22 protein-coding genes are annotated in these 25,101 nt (G+C 71.3%); 10 read left to right on the top strand and 12 right to left on the bottom strand.

Translation table 11 applies throughout. The features are described 5' to 3' along the window. Window positions 1-9: 9 nt before the first annotated feature. Window positions 10-1,152: an efflux RND transporter periplasmic adaptor subunit gene (locus NUG21_RS02200; protein ID WP_160946743.1), complete on the bottom strand. Its 1,143-nt coding sequence runs from the start codon at window positions 1,150-1,152 to the stop codon at window positions 10-12. A gap of 343 nt (window positions 1,153-1,495) precedes the next feature. On the opposite strand from NUG21_RS02200, the gene NUG21_RS02195 reads away from it, so the two are divergent. After that, a complete protein-coding gene (locus NUG21_RS02195; RefSeq protein ID WP_263392147.1) occupies window positions 1,496-3,925 on the top strand; it encodes a glucose/quinate/shikimate family membrane-bound PQQ-dependent dehydrogenase in 2,430 nt (809 codons plus the stop codon). Between the two features lie 206 nt (window positions 3,926-4,131). On the opposite strand, the gene NUG21_RS02190 is transcribed toward NUG21_RS02195, so the two are convergent. The 5 genes from NUG21_RS02190 to NUG21_RS02170 all read right to left on the bottom strand — a co-directional run bounded on the left by NUG21_RS02190 (window position 4,132) and on the right by NUG21_RS02170 (window position 10,108). Further along, entirely contained in the window at window positions 4,132-5,439 is a 1,308-nt protein-coding gene (locus NUG21_RS02190) for an MFS transporter (protein ID WP_263392146.1), read from the bottom strand. A gap of 48 nt (window positions 5,440-5,487) precedes the next feature. Then, window positions 5,488-6,378, bottom strand: coding sequence for a type I 3-dehydroquinate dehydratase (aroD, locus tag NUG21_RS02185; RefSeq protein WP_242081403.1), 891 nt, complete (start codon window positions 6,376-6,378; stop codon window positions 5,488-5,490). A gap of 37 nt (window positions 6,379-6,415) precedes the next feature. Then, on the bottom strand, window positions 6,416-7,711 hold the full coding sequence (locus NUG21_RS02180) for a carbohydrate porin (protein WP_263392145.1): 1,296 nt from the start codon (window positions 7,709-7,711) through the stop codon (window positions 6,416-6,418). A gap of 38 nt (window positions 7,712-7,749) precedes the next feature. Beyond that, entirely contained in the window at window positions 7,750-9,261 is a 1,512-nt protein-coding gene (locus NUG21_RS02175) for a right-handed parallel beta-helix repeat-containing protein (RefSeq protein ID WP_263392144.1), read from the bottom strand. A gap of 241 nt (window positions 9,262-9,502) precedes the next feature. Beyond that, entirely contained in the window at window positions 9,503-10,108 is a 606-nt protein-coding gene (locus tag NUG21_RS02170) for a methyltransferase domain-containing protein (protein ID WP_263392143.1), read from the bottom strand. 159 nt (window positions 10,109-10,267) lie between these two features. Between NUG21_RS02170 and NUG21_RS02165 the strand changes: the two genes are divergently transcribed. Then, the gene (locus tag NUG21_RS02165) at window positions 10,268-10,813 is read left to right on the top strand and encodes a gamma carbonic anhydrase family protein (RefSeq protein WP_242081407.1); all 546 of its coding nucleotides are present in this window, start codon (window positions 10,268-10,270) and stop codon (window positions 10,811-10,813) included. Between the two features lie 9 nt (window positions 10,814-10,822). Here the strand turns inward: NUG21_RS02165 and NUG21_RS02160 are convergent, their stop codons facing one another. Beyond that, complete coding sequence (locus tag NUG21_RS02160; protein WP_160946863.1) at window positions 10,823-11,296, bottom strand: Lrp/AsnC family transcriptional regulator; 474 nt, start codon at window positions 11,294-11,296, stop codon at window positions 10,823-10,825. Window positions 11,297-11,421: 125 nt separating this feature from the next. On the opposite strand from NUG21_RS02160, the gene NUG21_RS02155 reads away from it, so the two are divergent. From NUG21_RS02155 to NUG21_RS02120, 8 genes are all read left to right on the top strand, one after another. Then, entirely contained in the window at window positions 11,422-11,982 is a 561-nt protein-coding gene (locus NUG21_RS02155; protein WP_263392142.1) for an RBBP9/YdeN family alpha/beta hydrolase, read from the top strand. 126 nt (window positions 11,983-12,108) lie between these two features. After that, entirely contained in the window at window positions 12,109-13,032 is a 924-nt protein-coding gene (locus NUG21_RS02150; protein ID WP_160946751.1) for a DUF2167 domain-containing protein, read from the top strand. Window positions 13,033-13,193: 161 nt separating this feature from the next. After that, entirely contained in the window at window positions 13,194-13,883 is a 690-nt protein-coding gene (locus tag NUG21_RS02145) for an RDD family protein (RefSeq protein ID WP_263393017.1), read from the top strand. Beyond that, window positions 13,880-14,947 carry a stage II sporulation protein M gene (locus NUG21_RS02140; RefSeq protein ID WP_263392141.1) on the top strand — a complete coding sequence of 356 codons (1,068 nt, stop codon included), beginning with the start codon at window positions 13,880-13,882 and terminating at the stop codon, window positions 14,945-14,947. Before NUG21_RS02145 ends, NUG21_RS02140 begins: the two co-directional genes overlap by 4 nt. Then, window positions 14,937-16,658 (top strand): DUF4129 domain-containing protein, encoded by a 1,722-nt coding sequence (locus NUG21_RS02135; RefSeq protein WP_263392140.1) that lies wholly within the window; start codon window positions 14,937-14,939, stop codon window positions 16,656-16,658. The genes NUG21_RS02140 and NUG21_RS02135 overlap by 11 nt, the downstream gene beginning before the upstream one ends. Then, on the top strand, window positions 16,655-17,842 hold the full coding sequence (locus NUG21_RS02130) for a DUF4350 domain-containing protein (RefSeq protein ID WP_263392139.1): 1,188 nt from the start codon (window positions 16,655-16,657) through the stop codon (window positions 17,840-17,842). Before NUG21_RS02135 ends, NUG21_RS02130 begins: the two co-directional genes overlap by 4 nt. Then, window positions 17,839-18,831, top strand: coding sequence for an AAA family ATPase (locus NUG21_RS02125; RefSeq protein WP_160946756.1), 993 nt, complete (start codon window positions 17,839-17,841; stop codon window positions 18,829-18,831). Before NUG21_RS02130 ends, NUG21_RS02125 begins: the two co-directional genes overlap by 4 nt. Window positions 18,832-19,024: 193 nt before the next feature. Next, window positions 19,025-20,323, top strand: a complete 1,299-nt coding sequence (locus tag NUG21_RS02120) for a DUF58 domain-containing protein (RefSeq protein WP_263392138.1) — start codon at window positions 19,025-19,027, stop codon at window positions 20,321-20,323. A 260-nt stretch (window positions 20,324-20,583) separates the two neighbouring features. Here the strand turns inward: NUG21_RS02120 and NUG21_RS02115 are convergent, their stop codons facing one another. The 5 genes from NUG21_RS02115 to NUG21_RS02095 all read right to left on the bottom strand — a co-directional run bounded on the left by NUG21_RS02115 (window position 20,584) and on the right by NUG21_RS02095 (window position 24,812). After that, on the bottom strand, window positions 20,584-20,772 hold the full coding sequence (locus NUG21_RS02115; protein ID WP_019796684.1) for a hypothetical protein: 189 nt from the start codon (window positions 20,770-20,772) through the stop codon (window positions 20,584-20,586). 229 nt (window positions 20,773-21,001) lie between these two features. Further along, window positions 21,002-21,601 carry a hypothetical protein gene (locus NUG21_RS02110; RefSeq protein ID WP_263393016.1) on the bottom strand — a complete coding sequence of 200 codons (600 nt, stop codon included), beginning with the start codon at window positions 21,599-21,601 and terminating at the stop codon, window positions 21,002-21,004. Between the two features lie 67 nt (window positions 21,602-21,668). Next, window positions 21,669-22,850: a glutathionylspermidine synthase family protein gene (locus NUG21_RS02105; protein WP_263392137.1), complete on the bottom strand. Its 1,182-nt coding sequence runs from the start codon at window positions 22,848-22,850 to the stop codon at window positions 21,669-21,671. 33 nt (window positions 22,851-22,883) lie between these two features. Beyond that, window positions 22,884-23,438: a DUF1190 domain-containing protein gene (locus NUG21_RS02100; RefSeq protein WP_184502843.1), complete on the bottom strand. Its 555-nt coding sequence runs from the start codon at window positions 23,436-23,438 to the stop codon at window positions 22,884-22,886. A 102-nt stretch (window positions 23,439-23,540) separates the two neighbouring features. Further along, entirely contained in the window at window positions 23,541-24,812 is a 1,272-nt protein-coding gene (locus NUG21_RS02095; RefSeq protein WP_263393015.1) for a glycoside hydrolase family 5 protein, read from the bottom strand. Window positions 24,813-25,101: the final 289 nt, after the last annotated feature.

Below are 25,101 nucleotides of genomic sequence, written 5' to 3'. Positions count from 1 at the left end.
CGGGGGTCCTCAGTCGGCCTGGGCGTCGTCGCCCGGCAGCGCCGGCGCGGCGTCGAGCTGGGCGGCGGTGACCGGATACGGCTGCGCCGGCTTGCCGAGTTCGGCGCGGCTGCCGTTGACCACGATCAGGCGCTCGCCCGGCTTGAGCCCGGACTCCACCACCCAGTCGTGGCCCAGGGCCTCGCCGGTGCGGATGTGCCGCTCCACCACCTTGTCGTGCGCGTCGAGCAGCTTCACCAGCGGCTCGCCCTTGCTGTCGCGGGTCACCGCCTGCTGCGGCACCAGCACCGCGCCCTGGTCGGTGGCCATCGGCAATACCGCGCGCAGGTACATGCCCGGCAGCAGCAGGTGCTCGGGGTTGGGCACCACCGCGCGCAGGGTGACGTTGCCGGTGCCGGCGTTGACCTGGGTGCCGACGAATTCGAGGGTGCCGGCATGCGGGTAGGTGCTGCCGTCCTCCAGCCGCACCTGCACCTGCGCCTTGCCGTCGATGGCGTGGATCTGCCCGGCATCGAGCTGGCGGCGCAGCGCCAGCATCTGCGTGCTGGACTGGGTGACGTCCAGGTAGATCGGGTCCAGCCGCTGGATGGTGGTCAGCGCTGCGTCCTGCGCGGCGGTGAGCAACGCGCCGACGGTGTAGGCGGAGGTGCCGATGGTGCCGGAGATCGGTGCGGTGATGCGGGTGTAGTCGAGATTGATCCGCGCCGCCTGCAGCGCCGCCTTGGCCGCGACCACCGCCGCCTCGTCCTGGTGCAGGGTGGACAGCGCGTCGTCGGCGTCCTGCTTGCTGGCCGCATCCATGTCGGTGAGCGTGCGGGTGCGCTCGGCCTTGGGCCGTGCGCTGGCCAGCGCCGCCTCGGCCTGCACCAGGTTGCCGCGGGCGATGTCGTAGGCGGCCTGGTACGGTGCCGGGTCGATCACGTACAGCGCCTGCCCGGCCTTGACCTCCTGGCCCTCCTGGAACAGGCGCTGGCGCAGCAGCCCGCCGACTTGCGGGCGCACGTCGGCGGTCTCGTAGGCCACGGTGCGACCGGCCAGGGTGCGCTCGACCGGCAGCGTGCGCGCGCCCAGGGTCAGCACCCCCACCCGCGGCGGCGGCGCAGCCGCTGGCTTGTCGCCGGAGCAGCCTCCGGCCACGGCAATGGCCAGCACGACGGCACAGCGAAGGGGACGACGAGGCGCCTGGAGGAGGTCGGACATGGGGAGTGCGGCTGGGAAGAAACGCGCAACGCTACTCCAGGGATGTGTCGCATCGCACCATCCCTGTAACAGTGCGTTGTACGGGCTTCACCAAGGTCGGAGAAACGTCGGAAACCGGCACGCAGCATCGCGTTGGCGGGCGTCGCCATTCGTTCTATTACCGAACACAAATGCGATAATCGCCCAACGTGGCGACGTCCTTGCCAGACGCGGCATGTCATCGTGCGCACGCCCGCTTTCCGCCCTCGTGGCCGGCCGCGGACGCCGTGCGTCTCCCCTGCAGAGGATCGAAAACGTGCAAACCCAATCGGATGTGTCGGCCGGTGGCCGGATCGTGCTGTGGAGCGTCGGCCTGCTGCTGGCGCTGATCGGGCTGGCGCTGCTGGTCGGCGGCATCCGCCTGGCCACGCTCGGCGGCAGCCCCTACTTCCTGGCGATGGGCGCGGCCTGCCTGGCCTCGGCGGTGCTGGTGCTGCGGCGGCGCCCGGCCGGCGCCTGGCTGTACGCGCTGGCCTTCGTGCTGAGCGTGGCCTGGGCCTGCTGGGACGCCGGCCTGGCGTTCTGGCCGCTGGTGTCGCGGCTGATGATGCCGGCGGTGCTGGCGCTGCTGGTCGCCCTGGTCTACCCGACCCTGCGCCGCGCCCGCGGCCTGCCCGGCGGCCGCGGCGCGTATGCGCTGGCGGCGGTGCTGGCGCTGGCCTGCGCCGGCGGCCTGGCCGGCATGTTCGTGCCGCATCCGCCGGTGGCGGCCAGCGGCCCCGGACCGGCACCGGTGCCGGTGACCCCGGCGCAGGCGCAGCGCGACTGGAGCCACTACGGCAACACCGCCGGCGGCAACCGCTTCGCCGCGCTGGATCAGATCGGCCGCGGCAACGTCGGCCAGTTGCAGGTGGCCTGGACCTACCGCACCGGCGATGTCGCCCTCAGCGACGGCAACGGCGCCGAGGACCAGACCACCCCGCTGCAGATCGGCGAGACGCTGTACGTGTGCACCCCGCACAACAACGTCATCGCGCTGGACGCCAGCAGCGGCCGGCAACTGTGGAAGCACGAGATCAATGCGAAGTCCTCGGTCTGGCAGCGCTGCCGCGGCCTGGCCTACTTCGATGCCGACGCGGCGCTGGCCCAGCCAACGGCGGCCAACGCGTCGCCGGTGGCGGCGGCGGTGCTGCCGGCCGGCGCCAACTGCCGGCGCCGCGTGCTGACCAACACCATCGACGCGCGGCTGATCGCGCTGGATGCGGACACCGGCGCGTTCTGCAGCGGCTTCGGCCAGAACGGCCAGGTCGACCTGAAGGCCGGCCTCGGCGCCGCACCCGATCCGTTCTACCAGTTGACCTCGGCGCCGACCGTGGCCGGGACCACGGTGGTGGTGGGCGGCCGCGTCGCCGACAACGTCCAGGCCGACATGCCCGGCGGCGTAATCCGCGGCTTCGACGTGATCACCGGCGCGCAGCGCTGGGCCTTCGACCCGGGCAACCCGCAGGACACGCAGCCGCCGGCCGCGGGCAAGACCTATGTGCGCAGCACGCCGAACGTGTGGGCACCGATGTCCTACGACGCCGCGTCCAACACCGTGTTCCTGCCGATGGGCAGCCCGTCCACCGACCTGTACGGCGCCGAGCGCAGCGCGCTGGACCACCGCTTCGGCGCCTCGATCACCGCGCTGGATGCGAGCACCGGCAAGGTCAAGTGGGTCTACCAGACCGTGCACAACGATCTGTGGGACTTCGACCTGCCGATGCAGCCGAGCCTGATCGACTTCCCGATGGCCGACGGCCGCAAGGTGCCGGCGCTGATCATCGGCACCAAGGCCGGCCAGCTGTACGTGCTCGACCGCGCCACCGGCACGCCGCTGACCGAGGTCCGCGAGGTGCCGGTGAAGGCGGCCGACATCCCCCACGAACCGTATGCGCTGACCCAGCCGCTGTCGGTGGCCATGCCGCAGATCGGCACCAAGCACCTGACCGAAGCGGACATGTGGGGCGCCACCCTGCTGGACCAGATGCTGTGCCGCATCGCCTTCAAGAAGATGCGCTACGAAGGCCTGTACACCGCGCCCGGCACCGACGTGTCGCTGAGCTTCCCCGGCTCGCTGGGCGGCATGAACTGGGGCGGGCTGTCGGTCGACCCGGTGCACGACGTGGTGTTCGCCAACGACATGCGCCTGGGCCTGTGGGTGCAGATGATTCCGCAGAAAGCCGAGAAGGCGGCCGCCTCCAGCGGTGGCGAGGCGGTCAACACCGGCATGGGCGCGGTACCGCTGAAGGGCACGCCGTACGCGGTCAACAAGAACCGCTTCCTGTCGGCGCTGGGCATCCCCTGCCAGGCGCCGCCGTTCGGCACGCTGAGCGCGATCGACCTGAAGACCCGAAGCATCGCCTGGCAGGTGCCGGTGGGCACTGTGCAGGACACCGGCCCGCTCGGCTTCAAGATGCACCTGCCGATTCCGGTCGGCATGCCCACGCTGGGCGGTACCCTGGCCACGCAGAGCGGCCTGGTGTTCATCGCCGGCACCCAGGACTACTACCTGCGCGCGTTCGACAGCGGCACCGGCAAGGAACTGTGGAAGGCGCGGCTGCCGGTGGGCAGCCAGGGCGGTCCGATGACCTACGTGTCGGCCAAGAACGGCAAGCAGTACATCGTGATCACCGCCGGCGGCGCGCGGCAGTCGCCGGACCGCGGCGACTACGTGATCGCCTACGCGCTGCCGAACGCCAAGTAGGAAAACGGCGCCCCATTGCCACCTGTGCGGTGGCAATGGATGGCCCGGCGTTCGTCGGACTTCGCGGCGCCTCGATTGGCCAACGCATGAGTTACGGCGCCGCGCAGCGGCGTCGTATGAGTGGCGTAGGCCAGGCCGGCGTTGCCCGCACCGTCAAGCGCGGTGTTCTCAGCGTCGGCCAGACGTGCGCCCGCGGCGCCCTGCCCTCAACGCGCCGGCTGCAGCCGCATCGTCAACACCGCGGCAATGGCCACCAGCAGCGGCAACGCCAGCACGTAGTACAGGTTGGCCGGCTGCCAACCGGCGTCGACCAACACGCCGACGGTCATCGGCGAGAGGATCGCACCGACGCGGCCGATGCCGATCGCCCAGCCCAGGCCGGTGGTGCGCACGCTCGGCGCGAACACGATCGGGGCCAGCGCATACAGGCCGGCCATCGAGCCGAACAGCGCCGCGCCGATCACGAAGGCCACCGGGAAGGCCAATTGCAGCTGCGCACCCAGCGTGGCGAACGCGGCCATGCCCAGTGCGGCGATCAGGAAGCTGGCCGCGGTCAACCGCGGCAGCAAAAAGCGTGCGGCCAGCGCGCCGAACAACGCGCCGCCGACGATGCCGCCCAGGTTCAGCAGCACCCCGCCGGTGACGCCCTGTTCGGCCGACAGCCCGGCTTGCACCAGCAGTTTCGGCGTCCAGCTCAGCACGAAATAGAAGGCGAACATGTGCATGAAGAAGCCCAAGGCGATCAGCACGCTGTTGCGGCGCAGGTGCGGGGTGAACAGCGCCGCGTAGCCCGCCCTCTCCTGTACCGGCGGGCGCGGCGGCAGCGCGTCGAGCGTCGGTGCGCGCATGCGCGCCAGCAGCGCGTTGAGCCGCGCCAGCGTATCCGGCGGACGTCGGCTGAGCAGGAAATCCAGCGACTCCGGCAGCAGCGCCAGCACCACCGGGATGCACAGCAGCGAGGCGAGTGCGCCGAACAGGAAGGCCGCGTGCCAGCCCCAGCGTTCCAGCAGCACCGCGGCGATCAACCCGCCCAGCGTGGCGCCGATGGGATAGCCGGTGGCCTGCAGTGCCACCGCCGTGCTGCGCCACCTCGGGCTGGCGTATTCGGCGGTGATCACGCCCACGCCGGCAAGCATGCCGCCGATGCCGATGCCGGTGAACACGCGCAGCGCGGCCAGTTGCCAGATGTCCTGCGCCAGCGCCGAGGCCGCCATGCCGACGGTCAGGATCACCAGGCAGCACAGGATCATGCTGCGCCGGCCCCAGCGGTCGGCCAGCGGCGCCAGCAGCAGCGAACCCAGCGCCATGCCCACCAGCCCGGCGCTGAGCGCGATCCCCAGCAGCTTGCCGGACAGGTGCCAGGCCTCGGACACGTGCGGGGCGATGAAGGCCATCACCATCACGTCGAACCCGTCCAGCATGTTCAACAGCACGCAGACCGCGATCGCCGTCCACTGGAAACCGCTCATGCGGTCCAGGACGAGCGCGGTGGGCGGGGCGGCGGCATGGCTCATGGGGTCACTCCTGCAGGAACGGCGAACGAGAACCGCGGCGAGGCGGCGTCACTGGGCGGGCGCGGCCGCGTGCAGGGCATCGAGCGCCTGCCGCAGGCGTGCCGCATCGATCTGGCCGGGGGCCGAGGCGCTGCCGAGCATGCCGAAGGTCAGGCTCTGCCCGAAGGTACCGCCGGACAGCCGCGACACCGCACCCAGCGGCCCCATCGCCATGGTCAGCAACGGCTGGCCGCTGCGCTGGCGCAGTTGCCAGGTGGCGTCGAGCAAGTGCAGCACGTCGCCCGGATCGCGCGGCATCACCGCGATCTTCAGCACGTCGGCGCCCAGCGCCTGCTGCCGCTGCAGCCGCGCCACCATCTCCGCCACCGGCGGGGTGGCGTGGAAGTCATGGCTGGACATCACCACGTACACGCCCTGCCGGTGCGCATGCTCCACCAGCTGCCGCAGCACCGCCGGGTCGCGGGCCATCTCCACGTCGAGCAGGTCGGCGAAGCGCGCGTCCAGCAGGCGGGCGTACAGCGCGCCGTAGGCGGCATCGTCGATCGCCACCGCGCCGCCCTCGGCCTTGGTGCGGAAGGTCAGCAGCAGCGGCTTGCCGTGCAGCGCCTGCGCCAGGCGCGGCCCCAATGCCGCCAGCGCCGCCGCGTCGGTGGCGCCGTCCATCAGGTCGATGCGCCACTCGGCCAGGTCCGCATCGGGCGAGGCGGCGATGCGCTGCGCCTGCGCCAGCGCCTGCTCGGCGTCGTGCGCGGTGATCGGCACGATGATCTTGGGCAGGCCGGCACCGATGGCGAGCCCGCGGATCTGCAGGACGCGCGGCGCCGGCAGCGGGGTGGCCGCGGACGTCGCCGCGGGCGCCGCGGGTGCGGCCTGCAGCGGCGACGCCAGCAACAGGCCGGCGCAGCACAGGAAGGTCAGTCGTCGTGGGAACAAGGGCATCGGGGTCGGCCTGGACAGGAAGGCGCGCAGCGCGCGCTCAGAAGGTGAGCTTGACCTGCAGCCCCACCGCCAGCGCGTTGTCGATGCGCGCATAGGCGAAGGTGCCGGGGTTGACGATGTACTGCACATCCGGCCGCAGCATCAGCCACGGCGTGAGCTGCGCGCTGTAGGACAGTTCGTAGAGTTCCTCGGCGGTATCGAGCGCGAACACCGGCGCGTCCGGCGGCACGCCGGCATCGAGCAACGCCGCGCGCCGCGCGTCGAGCAGGCGATGGTTGATGTCGGCGCCGACGTAGCCCAGGGCGATGCGGTCCTGGCTGCGCCGGCCGATGCCCTGGTACACGCCGCCCAGTGCGTACCAGCGGGTGATCTGCGCGGTGGCGCGGTCGGAGACCATGTACTGGGCGAAGCCGGTGAGGCCGCGGCCGCGTTCGCCGCCAGGGGAATACAGCTTCTGCTCTACCAGCAGGTAGGCGCCGTTGCGGCCGGTGGTGGCGCGCGGATCCAGGCCCTTGCGCGGCACCCGCGAGGAGTCGTAGTAACCGCCGACCTTGTAGGTGCCCGGATAGGCGCCGCCGGCGCCCGGCGTCCAGGTGAGTTCGACCGGGAACAGCGAGCCGGTGGTGCCGCGCGCGTCCAGGTCGAAGGCGGTGTGCACGTTGTTGTTGGTGCTGGGGTTGACCTGGAACCAGCCGACCCGCAGGTTCGCCGCCGGCGTCAGTTGCTGCGCCGCCTCGGCGCCCCAGCGCGCGTTCGGATAGTTGTACCAGCCGCTGTTGCCGGACATCGCCAGCGGGTGCGCGCAGAACGCGGCGTTGACGAAGTTGGTCAGCAGCGTGTGCGCACCGAACTGGTTGCCCATCGCGTAGAAGCCGGCCTTCACGTACGTGCGCCCGTCGTTGAAGCGGCGGTCGTAGCTCAGTTCGGTGAGCCGGGTGAACTGGCCGCCGTAGGCTTCCTGGATCGGGAAGCGGTTGCCGAGCAGGTCGGCCGAGGTGCTGCGGCCGCGGCGGTCGTTGACCGTCACGTGCAGCGCGCCGCCGTCCCAGCCGGCGAGTTTGGCCAGGTCCAGATCCACGCCCAGCCGCACCTGCTGCGCATAGCGCGCGCTGCGCTCGCCGCGCTCGCCGCGGCCGCCGTCGACCACGCCCATGGCTTCGCCGACGTAGTCGCCGCGCACGTTGACGCCGCGCTGCAGCCAGTCGCTGCGCGTGCCGTTCCAGTCGCCGCTGAAGGTGCTGTGCGCCAGGTCGGTGGCGTCCTGCGCGGCGGCGACCGCCGGGAGCAAGGCGACGGCCGTGGCCAGCAGCGACCAGGCCGGCAACGACGGCACGCGTCGCACCGTGCGAACGCCGGCGGATGCGGCGCGGCTCACGGTGCCACCGCCAGCGGCGCGCTCAGCGGCGAGGTCGCGCCATCGTCGCTGGTGACGGTGGCGGTGAGCGTGGCCAGACCCATGCTGTCGCCGTCCAGCGGCAGCGCGAAGCGGCCCTGCCCCTGTGCATCCACCGGCGCCTCGACGCGGCCGAGAAAGCGTTCGGCTTTGTCGTCGCCGGGCCGGCGATTGCCGAACAACTCCACGGTGTACAGATGGCCGGGGCGGCCGACGAAGCTGCCCTGCACCTGCGGCACGCCGGCGCCGCGCTCGATCGCGCGCAACTGCGGGGCGGCCTGGCCGTAGTTCGGCGGCGGTTGGCAGCCGTCCGCCGCGACGGCACCGCAGATCGCCGCGCGCTTGCGCGGATCCGGATCGACGCCAATGCCGCGCGAGCCGACGAAGGGCGCATGCTCCAGGCCCGGCACGCCGAACACGATGGCGCCGCGTGGCTGGCCCGGCACGCAGGCGCCGCCGGCGAAACAACGTTCGATCTTCAGGCCGTTGCCGGACAGCAGGTTGGCGCTGAACCGGTTGGGTTCGCTGCGCGGCTGCGGGCGCACCGCGATGCCGATGCCGTTGCCGGTCAGGCGGTTGCCCTCGATGAGGTTGTCGCGGCCGGTGACGCTGACCCCGATCGAATTGCCGGCGAAGTCGTTGTCGGCGATGGTGTTGCGGTTGCCCCAGTTGATCTGCAGCCCGTCGGAGTAACGCTCGAACCGGTTGCGCAACACGGTGTTGTCGTTGCCCCACAGGATCTCGATGCCCTGCGAGGGCTCGGGGTTGGCGTCGGTGGAGCGGAACACGTTGTCCGCCACCAGGTTCCAGGCGGCGCCGCGGGTCAGTTCCAGGCCGTCGCCGTTGTCGAGGAAGGTGTTGCGCTCGATGCGGTTGCGCACCGTGGTGGTAGCGGTGGACTGGCCGTTGCCGTCGTCGCCGGTCAGCATCACCCCGGCGCCGCCGTGGTTGGCGACGATGCGGTTGTCGCGCAGCACATTGTCGCTGGCGCGGTTGAGCAGCACGCCGATGCAGAAGTTGCGGATCTCCAGGCCGCTCAGTTCCACGCCCCGGGTATCGCGCAGCACCAGGCCCGGCAGCGTGGTGCTGCGCACGTTGGTGCCGAACTGGCCCTTCTCCGCACCCGGGCAGGCGGCGGTGCCCTTGCCGTGGATGTAGCCGGCGCCGTCGATGGCGATGTACTGGCCATCATGCGCCCGCGCCAGGCCCACCACCTGCAGCGGCCCCTGCAGAGCCGGCAACGGCGCGCGCGGGCGGATCACGTACGGCGGCGCGCCGACCGCGGCGATCTCGATGCGGTAGCGGCCGGGCGCCTGGTTGGCGGTGGTGATCGCCCAGCGCAGGGAGCCCGGGGCGTCGTCGTCGGCGTAGCGATCCACGGTGAGCACGCTGCGCTCCGGCGGCGCCGGCTCGGCCTGGTAGGCGCGCACGGCACCGGGAAGCAGGGCCGCCGCCAATAAGGCCAGGCCGCGGGAAAACGCACAGGACATGCACCATCTCCAACAGAATCGGGACCGCGCCGGCGGCGGGCGGCGCCGTGGCCGCCGGTGGCGCACGCGTCGTGCGCTGCCAGGCGCCGGAACAGGGGCAACGCTAGTTTTATCGCAGTGCACCATTCAAGTGCGAATATCGATTGTCGGTGCGTTTATCGCACAATCGGATCTTGGCCGCGTCGAACCCCGGCGCTTTGGGGGCGGCAGTGCAACCACGGCACATGCCAGGTGCGTGGCGCTACGCGGCGGCGGCGGCCTTGCGCGCGATCAGCCGATGCACGCGCTTGCCGGAGGAGGCGCTGATGACTTCGTAGTCGTCGAGCACCTGCATGCCGCCGCCCAGCGCCGCACGCATCCGCGTCGCATCCAGCACGGTATACAGGCGGCCGTGCGCATCGCGCGGCGCGTCGTTTCCGGCCACCCGCCAGCTCAGGTACAAGGTGCCCTCCGGCATCAGCAGCTCGGCCAGCCGCGTGGCGGCGGCGGCCGCGTCCGCCTGGTCGAGATGCATCACCACCGTTTCGCACAGCACGTTGCGAAACGCGCCGGACGGGAGGCCGTCCAGCGCCGGCAACGCGGCCAACTCGAACCGCAGGCCGCGGTAGCGCCGCCGCGCCTCCTCGAGCAGCCCGGCGCTCGCGTCGTAGCCGCACACCTCGAAACCGCGCGCTGCGAGCCAGGCCGTATCGCGCCCCGCGCCGCAGCCGACGTCGGCGGTCGGCCCCGGCGCGAAATGCCGGCGGAGCAGTGCGTACATGTCCTCGGGCGCGGCCTGGTCGCGCCAGTCCTGCGCATAGCGCGCGGCATCGGCGTCGTAGGCCGCGACGGTCGGGCGATCCACCATGGCGATTGCTCCGCGACGGCGTCGCACGACGCCCGGCGTAGCTTAGCCCTTGTGTGCGACAGGCGTCGGGGGACGCGCCCCGCCGCGGCGGCCGGCCCGAGCGAGCGCGGTATCATCGGCGCCCGCGTGGCCGCCGGCCGCCCACCGCCGGAGAGCGCCGTGTCCCCGATCCGCCCCTACCTCGACAAGACCCCGCAGTTGGGCGCGCGCGTCTATGTGGACCCCGCCTGCACCCTCATCGGCGACGTGGTGCTGGCGGACGACGTGTCGGTGTGGCCGGGCACGGTGATCCGCGGCGACGTCAACTACGTGCGCATCGGCGCGCGCAGCAACATCCAGGACGGCACCATCATCCACGTCAGCCACCACAGCCCGTTCAACGCCGCCGGCTACCCGACCCTGATCGGCGCGGACGTGACCGTCGGCCACGGCACCATCATCCACGCCTGCACCATCGAGGACCTGTGCCTGATCGGCATGGGCGCGTGCATCCTGGACGGCGCCACGGTGAAGAAGTACGGCTTCGTCGGCGCCGGTGCGGTGGTCGGCCCGGGCAAGACCGTCGGCGAGGGCGAACTGTGGCTGGGCAATCCCGCACGCAAGGCGCGCATGCTCAGCGACAAGGAGATCGAGAGCCTGCACTACTCGGCGCAGCACTACGTGCGGCTGAAGGACCGCTACCTGGCCGCGGCAGCGCCGCAGTAGCCCGCACCGCTACTCGGCCGCCAACGCCAGCAAGGCGCGGCCGATCGGGCGCGGCGGCTCGCTGCGCAGCACCACGCTGGTGGTCACCGCACCGAAGCGCGCCAGGGCATCGATCACCGGCTCCAGTTGCGCCGGCGCAGGCACCAGCACGCGCAGCACGAAGCAGTCCTCGCCGGTGACCCGATGCACGTCCAGCACCTGCGGCATCTGCGCGAACTGTTCCAGGCATGCGCCGATCTGCGCATGCGTGGTGCGCAGGCGGACGATGGCCGAGGTCGCCAGGCCCAGCGCGCGCGGGTCGACCCTGGCGGTGTAGCCGGTGATCACCCCCTGTTCCTCGAGCCGACGCACACGCTCGGACATCGCCGGCTGCGACAGCCCGATGCGCCGCCCCAGCGCCGCCAGTGCGATGCGCCCATCGCACTGCAGCGCCTCCAGGATCGCGTAGTCCAGGGCATCGCCCCGCCAGGTTTTCGCCGCCACTCGCCTCGCCCCCTCGTCACGCACCGTGGATTCATCGGAAAAACGCCGCATGGGCCGATGCATTGCCATGGCGATGCCGGGCAGGCATCGCGACACTCATGCTTTCTTCCGACGGAGCGTAGCGCATGCAGGACGTGGTGATCGTACCGGGCATCGGCGACTCGGGACCGCAGCACTGGCAAACCCTCTGGCAGCAGCACGACCCGCGCATGCGCCGGCTGCAGCCGGCCTCGTTCGCGCAACCGCAGCTGCACGACTGGCTGCGCGCGCTCGACCACTGCATGCAGCGCTGCGCCACGCCGCCGTTGCTGGTCGCGCACAGCCTGGGCTGCCTGCTGGTCGCGCATTGGGCCGCGCGTGCCGAACGCCTGCCACGCGGCGCCTTCCTGGTCGCGGTGCCCGACCCGGACAGCGCCGCGTTTCCGCATGCGCACGCCGCCAGTTTCGTGCCGGTGCCGACCGCGCCGCTGCCGTTTCCCAGCCTGATCGTGGCCAGCAGCGACGATCCGTACGCGGCGCCTTCCTACAGCCGCCGTTGCGCTTCCGACTGGGGCAGCGGACTGGTCGCACTCGACCGCCTGGGACATCTCAATGCGGCCAGCGGCCTGGGCGCATGGCCGCACGGCGCGCAGTTGCTGGCCGCCTTCTACGCCGGCCTCGGACCTGCGCCGGCCTCCCCCGCCTGAGCGCCACCGACGCAGCGCCGGCGGGATGCCGCGCGGCGCCGTGGGCCGGGAAAAAGCGTGCTCGCGACTGGCGCACCGCGCGCGCTTGCGCGACACTACGCGTCTCTGGCGTGGGGACGCCACCGAATGGAATCGCCGATGATCAAGACTTCGCTGCGCGGCCTGCTGGCCGCTTTTTTCTGTGCGCTGTGCACCACCGCCGTCCCGGCGCTGGCCCAGGACAGCGGCCCGGACATGACCGCCGAGCAGTTCGTCGGTTCGCTGCATTTCCGCGACGGCCATATCGAACTGCCGCAGGCCAAGGTGCATTTCGACCTCGGCCCGGCGTTTCGCTTCCTGGACAAGACCGACGCGCGCCGGGTGCTGGAGAGTTACTGGGGCAACCCGCCCGACGACGACGTGCTGGGCCTGATCGTGCCGCGCCACCCCGCGCTCGACGAGAAGGGCAGCTGGGCGGTGGTGGTCACCTATTCCGACGACGGCTACGTGTCCGACGAGGACGCCAGCAAGATCGACTACCAGGCCATGCTCAAGGACATGCAGGACGAGACCCGCGAGTCCAACGCGCAGCGCAAGAAGGCCGGCTACGAGCAGGTCGACCTGATCGGCTGGGCCGTGCCGCCGCGCTACGACACCGGCAGCAAGAAGCTGTACTGGGCGCGCGAGCTGGCGTTCGCGGGCGAGCGCGAGCACACCCTCAACTACGACATCCGCGTGCTCGGCCGGCATGGCTACCTCAGCCTCAATGCGGTCTCGGGCATGGGCGAACTGGCGCAGGTGCGCGAGGGCATGCAGCAGCTGCTGCCGATGGCCGAGTTCGACAGCGGCGCGCGCTATGCCGACCACAACCCGTCCACCGACAAGATCGCCAGCTACGGCCTGGCCACCCTGATCGGCGGCGGCCTGGCGGCCAAGGCCGGCCTGTTCGCCAAGCTCGGCCTGCTGCTGGCCAAGGCCTGGAAGCTGGTGCTGGTCGGCCTGATGGCCCTGGTCGCTGGCGTGCGCAAGCTGTTCTCCGGGCGCCAGCGCGACGGCGGCACGGTGCGCTGATCGGCGCCGCCGGCGCGCTGGGCAATTCACGCCTTGCCGGCTAAAGTGCCGCTTCGGAAGCAGGACGCAGTCGAGAGCAGCATGCCGCCACAGGCAGCCGGCCGAACGGAAGGACGGCCTCCCCACATCGCAGGCGCCCCTGTCCGCCGCGCCACGCGGTGGTGGTGAACCGCATGCTCGATACCTACCGCGAGGTCATCACGCCCGAGGGCGTGCCGCTGCAGCTGCCGGCCGCCGGCGCGGTGCCGCGCGCGCTGGCCTGGTTGATCGACCTGGCGCTGCGCTTCGCCCTGCTCACCGCCATGGGCATGTTCCTCGGCCTGCTCGGCGGCCTCGGCCAGGGCCTGTACCTGGTGGCGATGTTCCTGGTGTTCTGGGGCTACCCGATCGTGCTGGAGGGCTGGCGTGGCCAGACCCTGGGCAAGCAGGCGCTGTGCCTGCGCGTGGTGGCGCGCGACGGCGCGCCGGTGGGGTGGATGGCGGCGATCACCCGCAACCTGCTGCGCACCGTGGACATGCTGCCGTTCGGCTATGCGGTCGGGCTGATCGCCTGCCTGTTCGATGCGCATTCGCGGCGCCTGGGCGATCTGGTCGCAGGCACGCTGGTGGTGCACCAGCCGCCGCGCGAGGACGCGGCGCTGCCGCCGATCGCCAGCGCGCTCGCGCCGCCGCGGCCGCTGCTGCCGGCCGAACAGACGGCGCTGATCGCCTTCGCCGAGCGCGCGCCGCGGCTCACCCCCGAGCGGCAGCTGGAGCTGGCCGCGCTGGCGCAGCCGCTGACCGACGCGGCGGGCCAGGCCGGGGTGCTGCGCCTGTATGCGATGGCCAACTGGCTGCTGGGCCGCCGATGAAGCAGGAACAGTTCGTCCTGCGCCATCAGCACGAGTGGCAGGCGTTCGAGGCCTGGCTGCAGCGCAGCGGCAGCGGCAGCGGACGCAAGCCGGCGAAGGCCGCCGACACCACCGTCGACCCCAAGCACGCGGCCGTGCCGCCGAGCCCGGGCCCAGACCAGCCGCCGCCGCCGCTCGCCGACGAAGACATGCCGGCACGCTACCGGCGCGTGTGCCATCAACTGGCGCTGGCGCGCAGGCGCGGCTACAGCCCGCAGGTCACCGCGCGCCTGCAGCACCTGATGCAGCAGGGCCATACCGTCCTGTACCGGGCGCCGCGTCCGCGCTGGCGGCGCGCGGCGGAGTTCCTGTTCGCCGAATTCCCGCAGCTGGTGCGCAGCCAGGCCGGCTACATGGCCGCGGCCACCGCGCTGTTCGTGGTGCCGCTGGTGACCCTCTTCGTGCTGCTGCAGTTCCGGCCGGAACTGATCCACGGGCTGATGGACCCGATGCAGGTCAGCCAGATCGAACGCATGTACGACCCGGCCGCCAGCGTGCAGAAGCTGGGCCGCGACAGCGGCACCGACTGGCAGATGTTCGGCCACTACATCATGAACAACATCAGCATCGGCCTGCGCACCTTCGCCAGCGGCCTGCTGGCGGGACTGGGCACGGTGCTGGTGCTGCTGTTCAACGGCATCACCATCGGTTCGGTGGCCGGGCACCTGCACCAGATCGGCTACGGCGTCACCTTCTGGCGCTTCGTCGCCGGGCATGCGCCGTTCGAACTGACCGCGATCGTGATCGCCGGCGGCGCCGGCCTGCAGCTCGGCCTGAAGGTGTTGGCGCCGGGACGGCGGCGGCGCATCGATGCGCTGGTGGAGGGCGGCAAGATCGGCGCCCGGCTATGCCTGGGCGTGGCGGCGATGTTGCTGGTGGCCGCCTTCATCGAGGCGTTCTGGTCGTCCATCGCGACCGTGCCGGCGTGGATCAAGTACAGCGTGTCCGCGGTGCTGTGGACGCTGGTGCTGACGTGGCTGTGGCGCGGCGGGCGCGGCCGGGCGGAGGCGATCGATGCGGATTGAGCGCCTGGACGTGGTGCTGCGCGCACGCTCGGCCTGGGAAGCGATGGAACTGGGCAGCGCCCTGGTCCGCCGCCACGCCGGGGCGATCTGGAAGCCCTGGCTGCTGGTCACCCTGCCGCTGTTCGCCGTGCTCAACCTCGGCGCCTGGGCGATCGACCAACTGTGGCTGGCGCCGCTGCTGCTGTGGTGGCTGAAGCCGGTGCTGGACCGGATTCCGCTGTTCGTGATCTCGCGCGCGGTGTTCGGCGACGTGCCGCGCGTGCGCGACACCGTGCGCGCGCAGGGCACCTGGGGCTGGCGCACCCTGCTCGGCTACCTGACCTGGCGCCGGCTGAGCCCGGCGCGCAGCGTGTTCATGCCGCTGGAGCTGCTGGAAGGCGCGAGCACCGACCAGCAGCGCGAGCGCCGCCGCACCCTGGGCGGGGCCATCTACGGCCATGCGCTGCTGATGGCCAGCGTGTACTGGCATTTCGAAGCAATGCTGTGCCTGGCCTGCATCGCCACGATCTTCCTGTTCGTGCCCATCGACCTGCTGCCGGAAACCGCGCGCGCGGCCTGGTCGCTGATCGGCCAGCAGACCCCGGTGTGGGCCGACCTCGGCTTCAACGCCATAGGCTGGCTGGCGATGACCCTGATCGAACCGTTCTTCGTCGGCGCTGGCTTCGGCCTGTACCTCAACCGGCGCACCCAGCTCGAAGCCTGGGACGTGGAGATGGCGCTGCGCCGGATGGCCGCGCGCCTGCGCGATGCCGCGCCGCTGGCGCTGCTGTGCGTGGCCCTGCTCGCCGCCCCAGCCGCAGCGCTGCGTGCGCAGCCAGTGGCCGACGACACGGCAGTGCAGACTGCGGCAGCGCCGGCCACAGCCAACGACACGCGCGATGCCGATGGCGAGACCGCCACTGACTCGGACTCGGACTCGGACTCGGACTCGGACGCAGATGCCGACACCGACACCGACACCGATGCCGACGGCAAGACGCCTGCCGCACACGCCACCGAGCGCCACCACCATGGGGCGCGCCCGGTCCCGTTGGACGAGGTGTTCGACACCGTGCCCGCCGCCGATGCGCGCTTCGCCCGTGCCGCCGACCGCGCCTACACCGACCCGCTGCTGACCGCCAAGCGCACCATCGGCTACTGGAAGAAGCGCAATCCCGACGAACCGCCCAAGCCGGACGACAAGGAGCGCAACCTCACCCCGTTCGGCGAATGGCTGCAGGCCGCGGGCCAGGCCATCGCCTTCATCGGCAGATGGGGCATGTGGCTGCTGGCGGGGATCGTGCTGCTGGTGCTGCTGCTGACCGCCAAGCACTGGCTACCGTGGATGCGCGGCGGCGGACGCCGACGCGCGGCGGCGGCGGCGGCGCCGGAGCACGTGCCGGTGCTGGCGCCGCAGCCGCTGCCCGACGACGTGGCGACGGTGGCGCGGCGCGCCTGGCGTGAGGGCCGCCACCGCGACGCGCTGGCGCTGCTGTACCGGGCCAGCGTGGCGACGCTGTGCGAGCGCGCCGACCTGGTGCTGCCGCCCAGCGCCACCGAGGCGCAGTGCCTGCGCGCTGCGCAGCGCCTGCCCGATGAGACCGACCGCGGCCTGTTCGCGCGCATGGTGCGAGTCTGGCAGCACGCCGCCTACGCCGGCCGCCTGCCCGAGGACAGCGCCTTCGATGCGCTGGTCGACGACCTGCAGCGGCAGTTCCGGTGGCAGGCATGAACAGCGGCACGCGCAATGCGCTGATCTTCCTGGTCGGCCTGCTATTGGCCAGCGTCGCCGCGGCCTGGTTCTTCGGCCGCTACGAACGCGCCGAGCGGGTGATCGTGTTGCCGCCGCGCGGCGAGGCCGCCTACAACCCGCTGTACGCGCTGCGCCAGACCCTGCGCGCCGACGGCGTGCGCGCCGAGTCGCGGCAACGCCTGGACCTGGCGGCGATGCGCCTGCACCCGCACGACAGCGTGGTGCTGTACGGCGATCCGCGCATGCTCGGCCAGGCCGACAGCGACGCCTTGCTGGACTGGGTGGAGCATGGCGGGCATCTGGTGCTGCGCACGCCCACGGCCGAGGTCAAGCACGGCGACGTGCCGATCCTGGAAGCGCTGGACATCACCGTCGAGGCGCGCAGCCCGGACAACTGCCTGATGATGGCGGTGCCCGGCGCGGCGCCGCAAAAAGTCTTCTGCGACGGCCGCCGCTTCCACATCGATCCGGACACGCCCAGTAATTGGTGGAGCGGCGAGGACGACGACTTCGTGTTTGCGCGCGTGCCCTTCGGCCACGGCAGCGTGGACGTGCTGTCGCAACTGGATTTCCTCGAGAACCAGGACAGCCGGATCGGCAAGATGTTCGATGGTTCGCCGATGCAGAACGACCCGGTCCTGCGCGGCGGCGGGCTGCGCGAGGCCGGCAACCGCCTGCTCGCCCGGCAGGTGCTGGGGCCGAACTACGGCCAGGGCACCATCCACCTGGTCTATTCGGCCGAACTGCCGTCGCTGTGGCGCACCCTGTTCACCCGCGGCTGGCCGGCCTGGCTGCCGGCGCTGCTGATCCTGCTGGCCTGGCTGTGGTCGCGCATGCAGCGCTTCGGGCCGCTGCGCGCCGCACCGCCGGCCGACCGCCGCTCGCTGCTGGAACACGTGCGCGCCAGCGGCGAACACCTGCTGCGCTACGGCCGCGCCGACCTGCTGCACGCGGCGGTGCGCGAGGCGTTCCTGGCGCGGCTGCGCCGGCGCGCGCCGATCGCCGCCGCGCTGGAGGGCCCGGCCAAGGCCGCCGCCATCGCCGACCGCCTGCAGCTGCCGGTGGCGCAGGTCGAACAGGCGCTGCAGCCGCCACCGCCCCACCAGCCCGCCGCCTTGCGCGAGCGCATCCGCCTCCTCGTCCAGATGAGAAACCAGTTATGACCACCGCCTCCTCCGACGCCGTCGCGCCGCTCGCCGGCCCTGCCCTGATCGAACGCGCCGAGGCGATCCGCGCCGCGGTCGGCCACGCCTTCATCGGCCAGCCGCAGGTGCTGGAGCAGATCCTGATCGCGCTGCTGGCCGGCGGCCATGTGCTGATCGAGGGCGTGCCCGGCCTCGGCAAGACCCTGCTGGTGCGCGCGCTGGCGCAGGCGCTGGAACTGAACTACGCACGCGTGCAGTTCACCCCGGACCTGATGCCCAGCGATGTCAGCGGCCACGCCGTGTACGACCCCAAGACCGAGAGCTTCAAGATCCGTCGCGGCCCGGTGTTCACCCACCTGCTGCTGGCCGACGAGATCAACCGCGCCCCGGCCAAGACCCAGTCGGCGCTGCTGGAAGTGATGCAGGAAGGCCAGGTCACCATCGAAGGCACGGCCTTCCCGCTGGCGCCGCCGTTCCTGGCCCTGGCCACGCAGAACCCGGTGGAGCAGGAAGGCACCTACCCGCTGCCGGAAGCGCAGCTGGACCGCTTCCTGCTGAAGATCCTGATCGACTACCCGCAGCTGGAGGACGAGGCGCGGATGGTCGCCGCGGTCACCAGCGGCCGCAGCGCCGGCGACTTCGACCTGTCGCAGGTGCCGCGCGTGCTGGGCGCCGAGGACGTGGTGGCGATGCAGGCCGGCACTGCCGCCATCGCCGTCGACCCGCAGGTGATCGACTACGCCGTGCGCATCGTCGCCGCCACCCGTCGCTGGCCCGGCATCGCCCTGGGCGCCGGCCCCCGCGGCAGCATCGCCCTGGTCCGCGCGGCGCGCGCGCAGGCGGTGCTGTCCGGCCGCGACTTCGTCATCCCCGACGACATCCGCGACGTGGCCAAGCCGGCCCTGCGCCACCGCATCGCCCTGGCCCCGGAACTGCAGATCGAAGGCCAGAGCGCCGACGACGCCCTGAGCGCCCTGCTGGCCAAGGTGGAGGCGCCGCGGAAATGAGCGGGGATTGGGGAGTCGGGATTGGAGATTGGCAACAGCCGGGCGCTGCGGCGGCCCGCGTCGCGGTGTCTTGGCCGACCCGCTGTACCACGCTCTCTGTAATCCGACACCGCCTCATCGCCACGGGACACTGCAGGCGCCGATGCGCGCCTCTGCGAATCCCCACTCCCCAATCCCGAATCCCGGCCCCCCGATGAGACCCGCCCCGCCCCTGCTGGCCCTGCTCGCACTGTGGGCGCTGTGCGGCCTGGCCGTGGCGCTGGGCTGGTTGCCGCTGTGGAGCTGGCAGGCGGCCGCGGCAGGCATCGCGCTGGTCGCGGCGCTGGATGCGTGGCGGCTGTGGCGGCGGCCGACGCCGCAGGTGCGCCGCGAGTTGCCCGAAGCGCTGCCGCTGGGCGTGCAGCGCGAGGTCGTGCTGCACCTGGACAGCGCGCAGCGCCAGCGCGTGGATCTGTTCGACCTGGTGCCCAGCGGCTGGGAACTGCAGGGCCTGCCGCAGCGCATGACCCTGCCTGCCGCGCATCAGACCCAGGTGCGCTATCAACTGCGCCCGACCGCGCGCGGCCGCTTCGTCTTCGACGGCACCCACCTGCGCCTGCATGCGCCCTGGCGCCTGTGGTGGCAGCAACGCCTGGCCGGACAAGTACAGACCGTGCGCGTGTATCCGAACTTCGCGCCGCTGACCCGCTTCGCGCTGTTCAGTGCGGAACAGGCCTCGCGTCTGGTCGGTGCGCACCTGAAGCGGCGCCGCGGCGAAGGCACCGACTTCCACCAGATGCGCGAGTACCGCATCGGCGACAGCCTGCGCCAGATCGACTGGAAGGCCACCTCGCGCGCGCGCAAGCTGATCTCCCGCGAGTACCAGGACGAGAAGAACCAGCAGTTGCTGATGCTGATCGACACCGGGCGGCGGATGCTGGCCAGCGAACGCGGCCTGTCGCACTTCGATCATGTGCTCAACGCGGCGCTGGTGGTGTCGTACCTGGCGCTGCGCCAGGGCGACGCGGTGGGCATGATGGCCAGCGGCGGCGAGGCGCGCTGGGTGGCGCCGCAACGCGGCATGGCCACGGTCGACGTGCTGCTGCGCGCCAGCTACGACCTGCAGCCGCAGCCGGTGGCCACCGACTACCTGGCTGCGGCCACCGAACTGTCGCTGCGCCAGCGCCGCCGCGCGCTGGTGATGCTGGTCAGCAACGTACGCGACGAGGACATCGAGGACCTGCTGGCCGCGGTGCGCCTGCTGCAGCGCCGCCACCTGGTGTGCGTGGCCAGCCTGCGCGAGCGCGAGCTGGACCAGGCGCTGAGCGAGGACGTCCACGACCTGCCGCAGGCGGTGCAGGCCGGCGCGGTGGCACGCTACCTGCAGCAACGCAGCGCCGCGCACGACGCCCTGCGCAGCCACGGCGTGATGGTGCTCGACGTCACCGGCGAGGAGCTGCCCGCCGCGCTGATCGAGCGCTACCTGGCGGTGAAGCGCGACGGCTTGCTGTAGCGCGCCTTGGCTAGGGCGGCGTTGCGCCTTCCCGTTCTTGGTTTGGATGCCAGCAGCCAGCACAGTGCCGTAGCGTGGCAACGCAGGTGCGAGCGGGTATTGTTCCAATGCAATCACTGCCCCCATGTAGGAGCGGCTTCAGCCGCGACGGGCGTTCACCGAGACGCTGTCGCGGCTGAAGCCGCTCCTACAGTGCCCTCGGTGCAGGCCACCGAAAGAGACTGAGCGGCATGCCCCATCCATTGCGCAGATCGCGCGAATCACCTGAAAGGCAAAATGCGCACGGACGCTGCGTACACGCCCGACGTCGCACGCATAGCCACGGACATTGCCGTCGCCATCGGCCGTTCGAACCGATGCCGCCGGCGCACGAACCCCTGGCGTTCGAGCAGCGGACCGAGTACCTCGGTAATCTGCAGAAGGATGCTGTCCTTGGTCTTGTCGGTCATGGCCTGTGCACTACTGGCGTATCGCTTGCGCCGGCGCGCAGACCCCGAAATCCCAGGCGCGCGCTCCGCCTCGGCGTTCCGACGCTCGCCGCATCACCCATGGAAGTCCAACGCCCCAACCAGCACCACATCGTCGTTGCCGCGAGGCGCGCCAACCGCGCCGGGCCGATTGCATCCACAGCCAGCACGCGCACGACCACGGCGGCAGCGCCTCGCACTCCGCTGCCGCTCACGTCGCCGCAGGCACCGGCGGCAACTGCGCACCGGCCTGCTGCAGGCGCTGCAGCGTCCGCATCATCAGCGGCCGGTGCCGCGCCAGCTTCATCCACGCCGGCAAGCGCGCCACCATCGAGCGGCCGAACAGACCGCGGCGTTCGCGCAGCGTCGCCGCCACATAGTCCTGCAGTTCCTGCAGATGGCGCGGGTTGTAGGCCCACAGCACGCCGGCGCGGGTCGGCGCGACCAGCACCAACGGCAGGCCGAAATGCGGATCGCAGGGCGATCCGTCGCGCACACGGTACGGGGTGACGGCCACCGGGCTGCTCTTTCCGCACTGCGCGCAACGTCCGGACAAGGTTGCCGGTGGAGATGCTGCGCCGGTCGATGTCTCACGCACCCGGACCCATTTGTGTCCGCAATGGCCGCAGGCGCGATGGCCTTCCAGCTGCACCGCCCCCACCCAGTCGTCGGCGTCGCTGTCCAGCCCTGCAGCGCACTGCCCGCAACGGAAGCGTGCCTGCCAGCGATACGGCTCCCACTGCGCCAGCACCCAGCCCGGCGCGCCGCAGCGATGGCAGCGCACCGCCACTTGGTCCGCATAGGCGGCCAAGGGCGTGCCGTCGTTGCGGTGCCGACGCGGCACACCAGGCGACGCCGCTTCGGCGCGCGACTGCGACTCAGGCATACAGCACGCCAGGCCGCGCGTCCTCGACGATGGCGTGCGGCAGGAACCGCGCGCTGTCGCGGGTGATCGGGCCATCGTCCTCGCGGATGCCGATGCCGCAGGCGCGGTCGCCGACGATCCAGCTGCCCACCATCGGGTAGCGGCCCTCGAACGCCGGCAGCGGATGCGCCTGCTGGCGGACATACGGCCCGGCATAGGGCCCGTCGCTCTCCAGCACACGGCCATCGTCCAGATGCAGCACGATGTTGGCGCCCTCGCGCGAATGCAGCGGTTTGCGCACCCAGCCCGGCGGCAACGCGCTGCCGTCGTCGAACGCGGCCGGCAGCAGGTTCGGGTGGCCGCGGTGGCGTTCCCACAGCAGCGGCAGGATGCCCTTGTTGCTGAGCAGCGCCTTCCACGGCGGCTCCAGCAGGCGCAGGCCCGAGCCCGGCAGGGCCTGGCCGAAGCGCTCGGCGAACATGTCCTCCAGCGGATACAGCTTGAACAGCGCGCCGATCACCGTGTCGTCCAGATCGGTGTAGCGGCCGTCGCTGGACAGGCCGATGTCCTCGATCGCGATCAGCTCGCCGCTGACGCCGGCCTGCATTGCGCAGTCGCGCAGGTAGGCGATCGTGCCCTGGTCCTCCTCCGAATCGCGCACTGCGGCGAAGTACAGCGGCGGCGGCAGCCCGCCGGCAAGCGCGGCGAAGCGCTCCAGCAGGGCCTCGTGGATGGAGTTGAACTGGTCGGCCTCGTCCGGCAATCGGCCCTGCGCGCGCTGGTCCTCCAGCCACTGCCACTGGAAGAACGCCGACTCGAACAGCGAGGTCGGCGTGTCGTAGTTCAGTTCGTACAGCTTTGCCGGGCCGCGGCCGTCGTAGGCCAGGTCCAGGCGCCCGTACAGATGCGGCTCGCGGCGCCGCCAGCTGTCGGCGATCCAGTCGCGGAACGCCGGCGGAATCGCCAGCCGCTGCATCAACGCCTCGCTGGCGACGATCTCGTCGAGCAGGCCCATCGCCATCGCATGCAGTTCGGCGCTGGGATCCTCCAGATCGCGTTCGATCTGGCGCAGGCTGAACGCGTAATAGGCGCGTTCGTCCCAGTAGCGCTGCCCGTCGATGGTGTGGAAACGGAAGCCGTACTCCGCGGCCTGGGCGCGCCAGTCGCCGCGCTCGACGATCGCGATGCGTTTCATGCGGGGTCTCGTGCGATGGAAAGAGAGCCGGACTCAGCTGCCGAAGCCGCGCCCACCGCCGGATTCGCCGAAACCGCCGCGGCTGACGGTGACCGCCCGATTCGGCGTGGCGCCGATGTGGGTCATGGTCTGGTTGCCGCGCAGGCTGCTGCCGGCCGCGGCCGCGCCGGCACCGCCGGAATAGGACGCCGGCCGCTGCCACTGGTCCTGCCGGTCCTGGTAGGCGGGCGCGGCATTGAACCCGGCGGCGCGGTTGTTGTTGAGCATCTGCGACAGGAAGAAGCCGGTCATCATCGGCCCGATGAAGGAGTGGCCGTGGCTGTCGCGCTGCTCCACGCAGCGCTCCGGCGCATAGTCCTGCGCGCACTGCTCGCGGCTGGCGTACTTGGGCCCCTGCTCGGCGGCCTGCTTCTGCGCCTGCGCGAACGCCTCGCGGCAGGTGGCGATGTCGTGGGTCTGCGCCACGCAGGCATCCACCGAGGTGTACAGGCCTTCCTGCGCTTTGGCTTCCGGCTCGCGCCCGCAGGCGGTGAACAGCAGCGGCGCGGCGCTCATCAACAGCAAGGCGGTCGTCTTCGACCTTTTCATGGCAACGTCTTCCTGAGTCCAGCCACGATGATGCCCGGTTCCGCCGGCCGCGGAAACCCGCGGCCGGCGGTTGGACGTCGCTGCGGACGCAGTCGCGACGCGTCAGCTCGTCGGCGGCGGCGGCACGTAGCTGGACAGGCGCGCGTCGAAATACGGCTGCACCGCGGCGATGTTGGACTTCACCTGGATGTCCATGCCGACGTCGCGGCTCATGCCCAGCACGTCGTTGTCCGGCCAGCCGGGCCCGAAGCACCACTGCGTGCTGGGGATGTTGTTGGCCTGCAGGTGCGCGAGCATGCGCTTGGTCGCCAATTCCGCGCTGGCATTGCCCGCCGGATAGCCGTGCTCGCCGAGAAAACCGCGCTTGCCTCTGTGTGCCAGCCAGTCGATGAACGGCGTGACCATCTCGATGCCGGTGTCCGGCGCAACGGATTCATTGGGATTGGCCCAGGCACCGCCGCCGTGGCCCTCGTTGTCGAGGTAGTTGTGCGCCTCGTAGACGATGCGATCGTACGGATCGGGGATCGTGTCGAGGTTATTGGACACCTGGTCCCACAGGCGCGCGCTCGCGTACTGATTGCCGCAGACGAACACATAGTGCGACCGGTCGAAATCGAAGATGCGCGCCGCGGTGGCGGTGGCGGTGCGCAGCCAGTGGTCGGCCATCACCAGCTTGCTGCCGTCGGCGTTGTACTCCGGTCCCTCGTAGGGCTCGTTCATCAGGCCCCAGCCGAAGATCGCCGGATGCGAACGGAAGCGCTGCACGATGCGGCTCCACAGATCCGGCAGGCCGGCGGCGTTGTACAGCGTGCAGCCCGGCGTGCCGATCACGCGGTACTCGTAGAGCTTGAGCAGGGTGTCGGCCGGGTCGAAGTAGGCCAGGTACAGGAAATTGCCTTTGCGGTAGGTTCCGTTCCACACCGATTGGTCGGCGGGGTCGGTGACCGCGCGCCCATCCGGCCCGATCAACTGCCCGGCCCCATCGCGACGATAACCGGACTTGCTCGCGACCTTGATCGGCAGGCGCATGTAGTCGTGCAACTCCAGGATCGCCACCTTGCCGCGCTGCGCGAGCCGATTCAGCACCTGCTCGACCTGGTCGCAATACGTGGCGTTGAGCGGCATGCCCTGGCCGGTGCTGAAGCGTGCGGCGGTGGTGGGCAGGCGGAACAGCGGGCAGGCGCCGGCGGCGGCGATGTGCTGGTCGCGGATGTCGCGGTAATGCCGGTCGATGATGGCGTTGTCCACGAAGTTGTTGGACGCCAACCCGGACAGGTTGAGACCGGCGAACGGCAGCGTGCCGGCGGCACGGGCCTGGCCGCCAAGGCCCCAGAGTGCAGCGCCGGCGGCAATGCCGACACCGGCGCGCAGCACGCTGCGGCGGCCCGGATCGGCCGGGGTGGAGGCAAGGGACGGGGTGGGGGAGGAAACAGCGGAAGACGACGAACGCACATGCCGAAGCATGGACACCTCCTGTGGTCGTGATGGGCGAGCCGGGCCTACGCCCCCTGACGCACCGGCCTCCGCAGTCTGCCAAGCGGGTGCGGACAGGTCTGCGACCCGCTTCGCACTCCTGGCCGGGGCGCGGCGGCGCCAGCGCGCGTGCTAACGTGAACGGCCCACCCGGTGGCCGCCGGGACGGTTGCAGCAGCAACGATCCGAT

The organism is Xanthomonas sp. CFBP 8445 (genome assembly GCF_025666235.1).
GTDB lineage: Bacteria > Pseudomonadota > Gammaproteobacteria > Xanthomonadales > Xanthomonadaceae > Xanthomonas_A > Xanthomonas_A indica.
Note: the sequence above shows the minus strand (reverse complement) of the source record. Positions and strands in the feature narration are given on the sequence as shown.

Coding starts and splice junctions, on each gene's coding strand:
- NUG21_RS02150 (WP_160946751.1), top strand. CDS start 12,109: ATGGAATCGCCGATGATCAAGACTTCGCTGCGCGGCCTGCTGGCCGCT.
- NUG21_RS02130 (WP_263392139.1), top strand. CDS start 16,655: ATGAACAGCGGCACGCGCAATGCGCTGATCTTCCTGGTCGGCCTGCTA.
- NUG21_RS02155 (WP_263392142.1), top strand. CDS start 11,422: ATGCAGGACGTGGTGATCGTACCGGGCATCGGCGACTCGGGACCGCAG.
- NUG21_RS02105 (WP_263392137.1), bottom strand. CDS start 22,850: ATGAAACGCATCGCGATCGTCGAGCGCGGCGACTGGCGCGCCCAGGCC.
- aroD (WP_242081403.1), bottom strand. CDS start 6,378: ATGCCCTTGTTCCCACGACGACTGACCTTCCTGTGCTGCGCCGGCCTG.
- NUG21_RS02190 (WP_263392146.1), bottom strand. CDS start 5,439: ATGAGCCATGCCGCCGCCCCGCCCACCGCGCTCGTCCTGGACCGCATG.
- NUG21_RS02175 (WP_263392144.1), bottom strand. CDS start 9,261: ATGTCCTGTGCGTTTTCCCGCGGCCTGGCCTTATTGGCGGCGGCCCTG.
- NUG21_RS02100 (WP_184502843.1), bottom strand. CDS start 23,438: ATGAAAAGGTCGAAGACGACCGCCTTGCTGTTGATGAGCGCCGCGCCG.
- NUG21_RS02125 (WP_160946756.1), top strand. CDS start 17,839: ATGACCACCGCCTCCTCCGACGCCGTCGCGCCGCTCGCCGGCCCTGCC.
- NUG21_RS02120 (WP_263392138.1), top strand. CDS start 19,025: ATGAGACCCGCCCCGCCCCTGCTGGCCCTGCTCGCACTGTGGGCGCTG.
- NUG21_RS02170 (WP_263392143.1), bottom strand. CDS start 10,108: ATGGTGGATCGCCCGACCGTCGCGGCCTACGACGCCGATGCCGCGCGC.
- NUG21_RS02140 (WP_263392141.1), top strand. CDS start 13,880: ATGAAGCAGGAACAGTTCGTCCTGCGCCATCAGCACGAGTGGCAGGCG.
- NUG21_RS02135 (WP_263392140.1), top strand. CDS start 14,937: ATGCGGATTGAGCGCCTGGACGTGGTGCTGCGCGCACGCTCGGCCTGG.
- NUG21_RS02115 (WP_019796684.1), bottom strand. CDS start 20,772: ATGACCGACAAGACCAAGGACAGCATCCTTCTGCAGATTACCGAGGTA.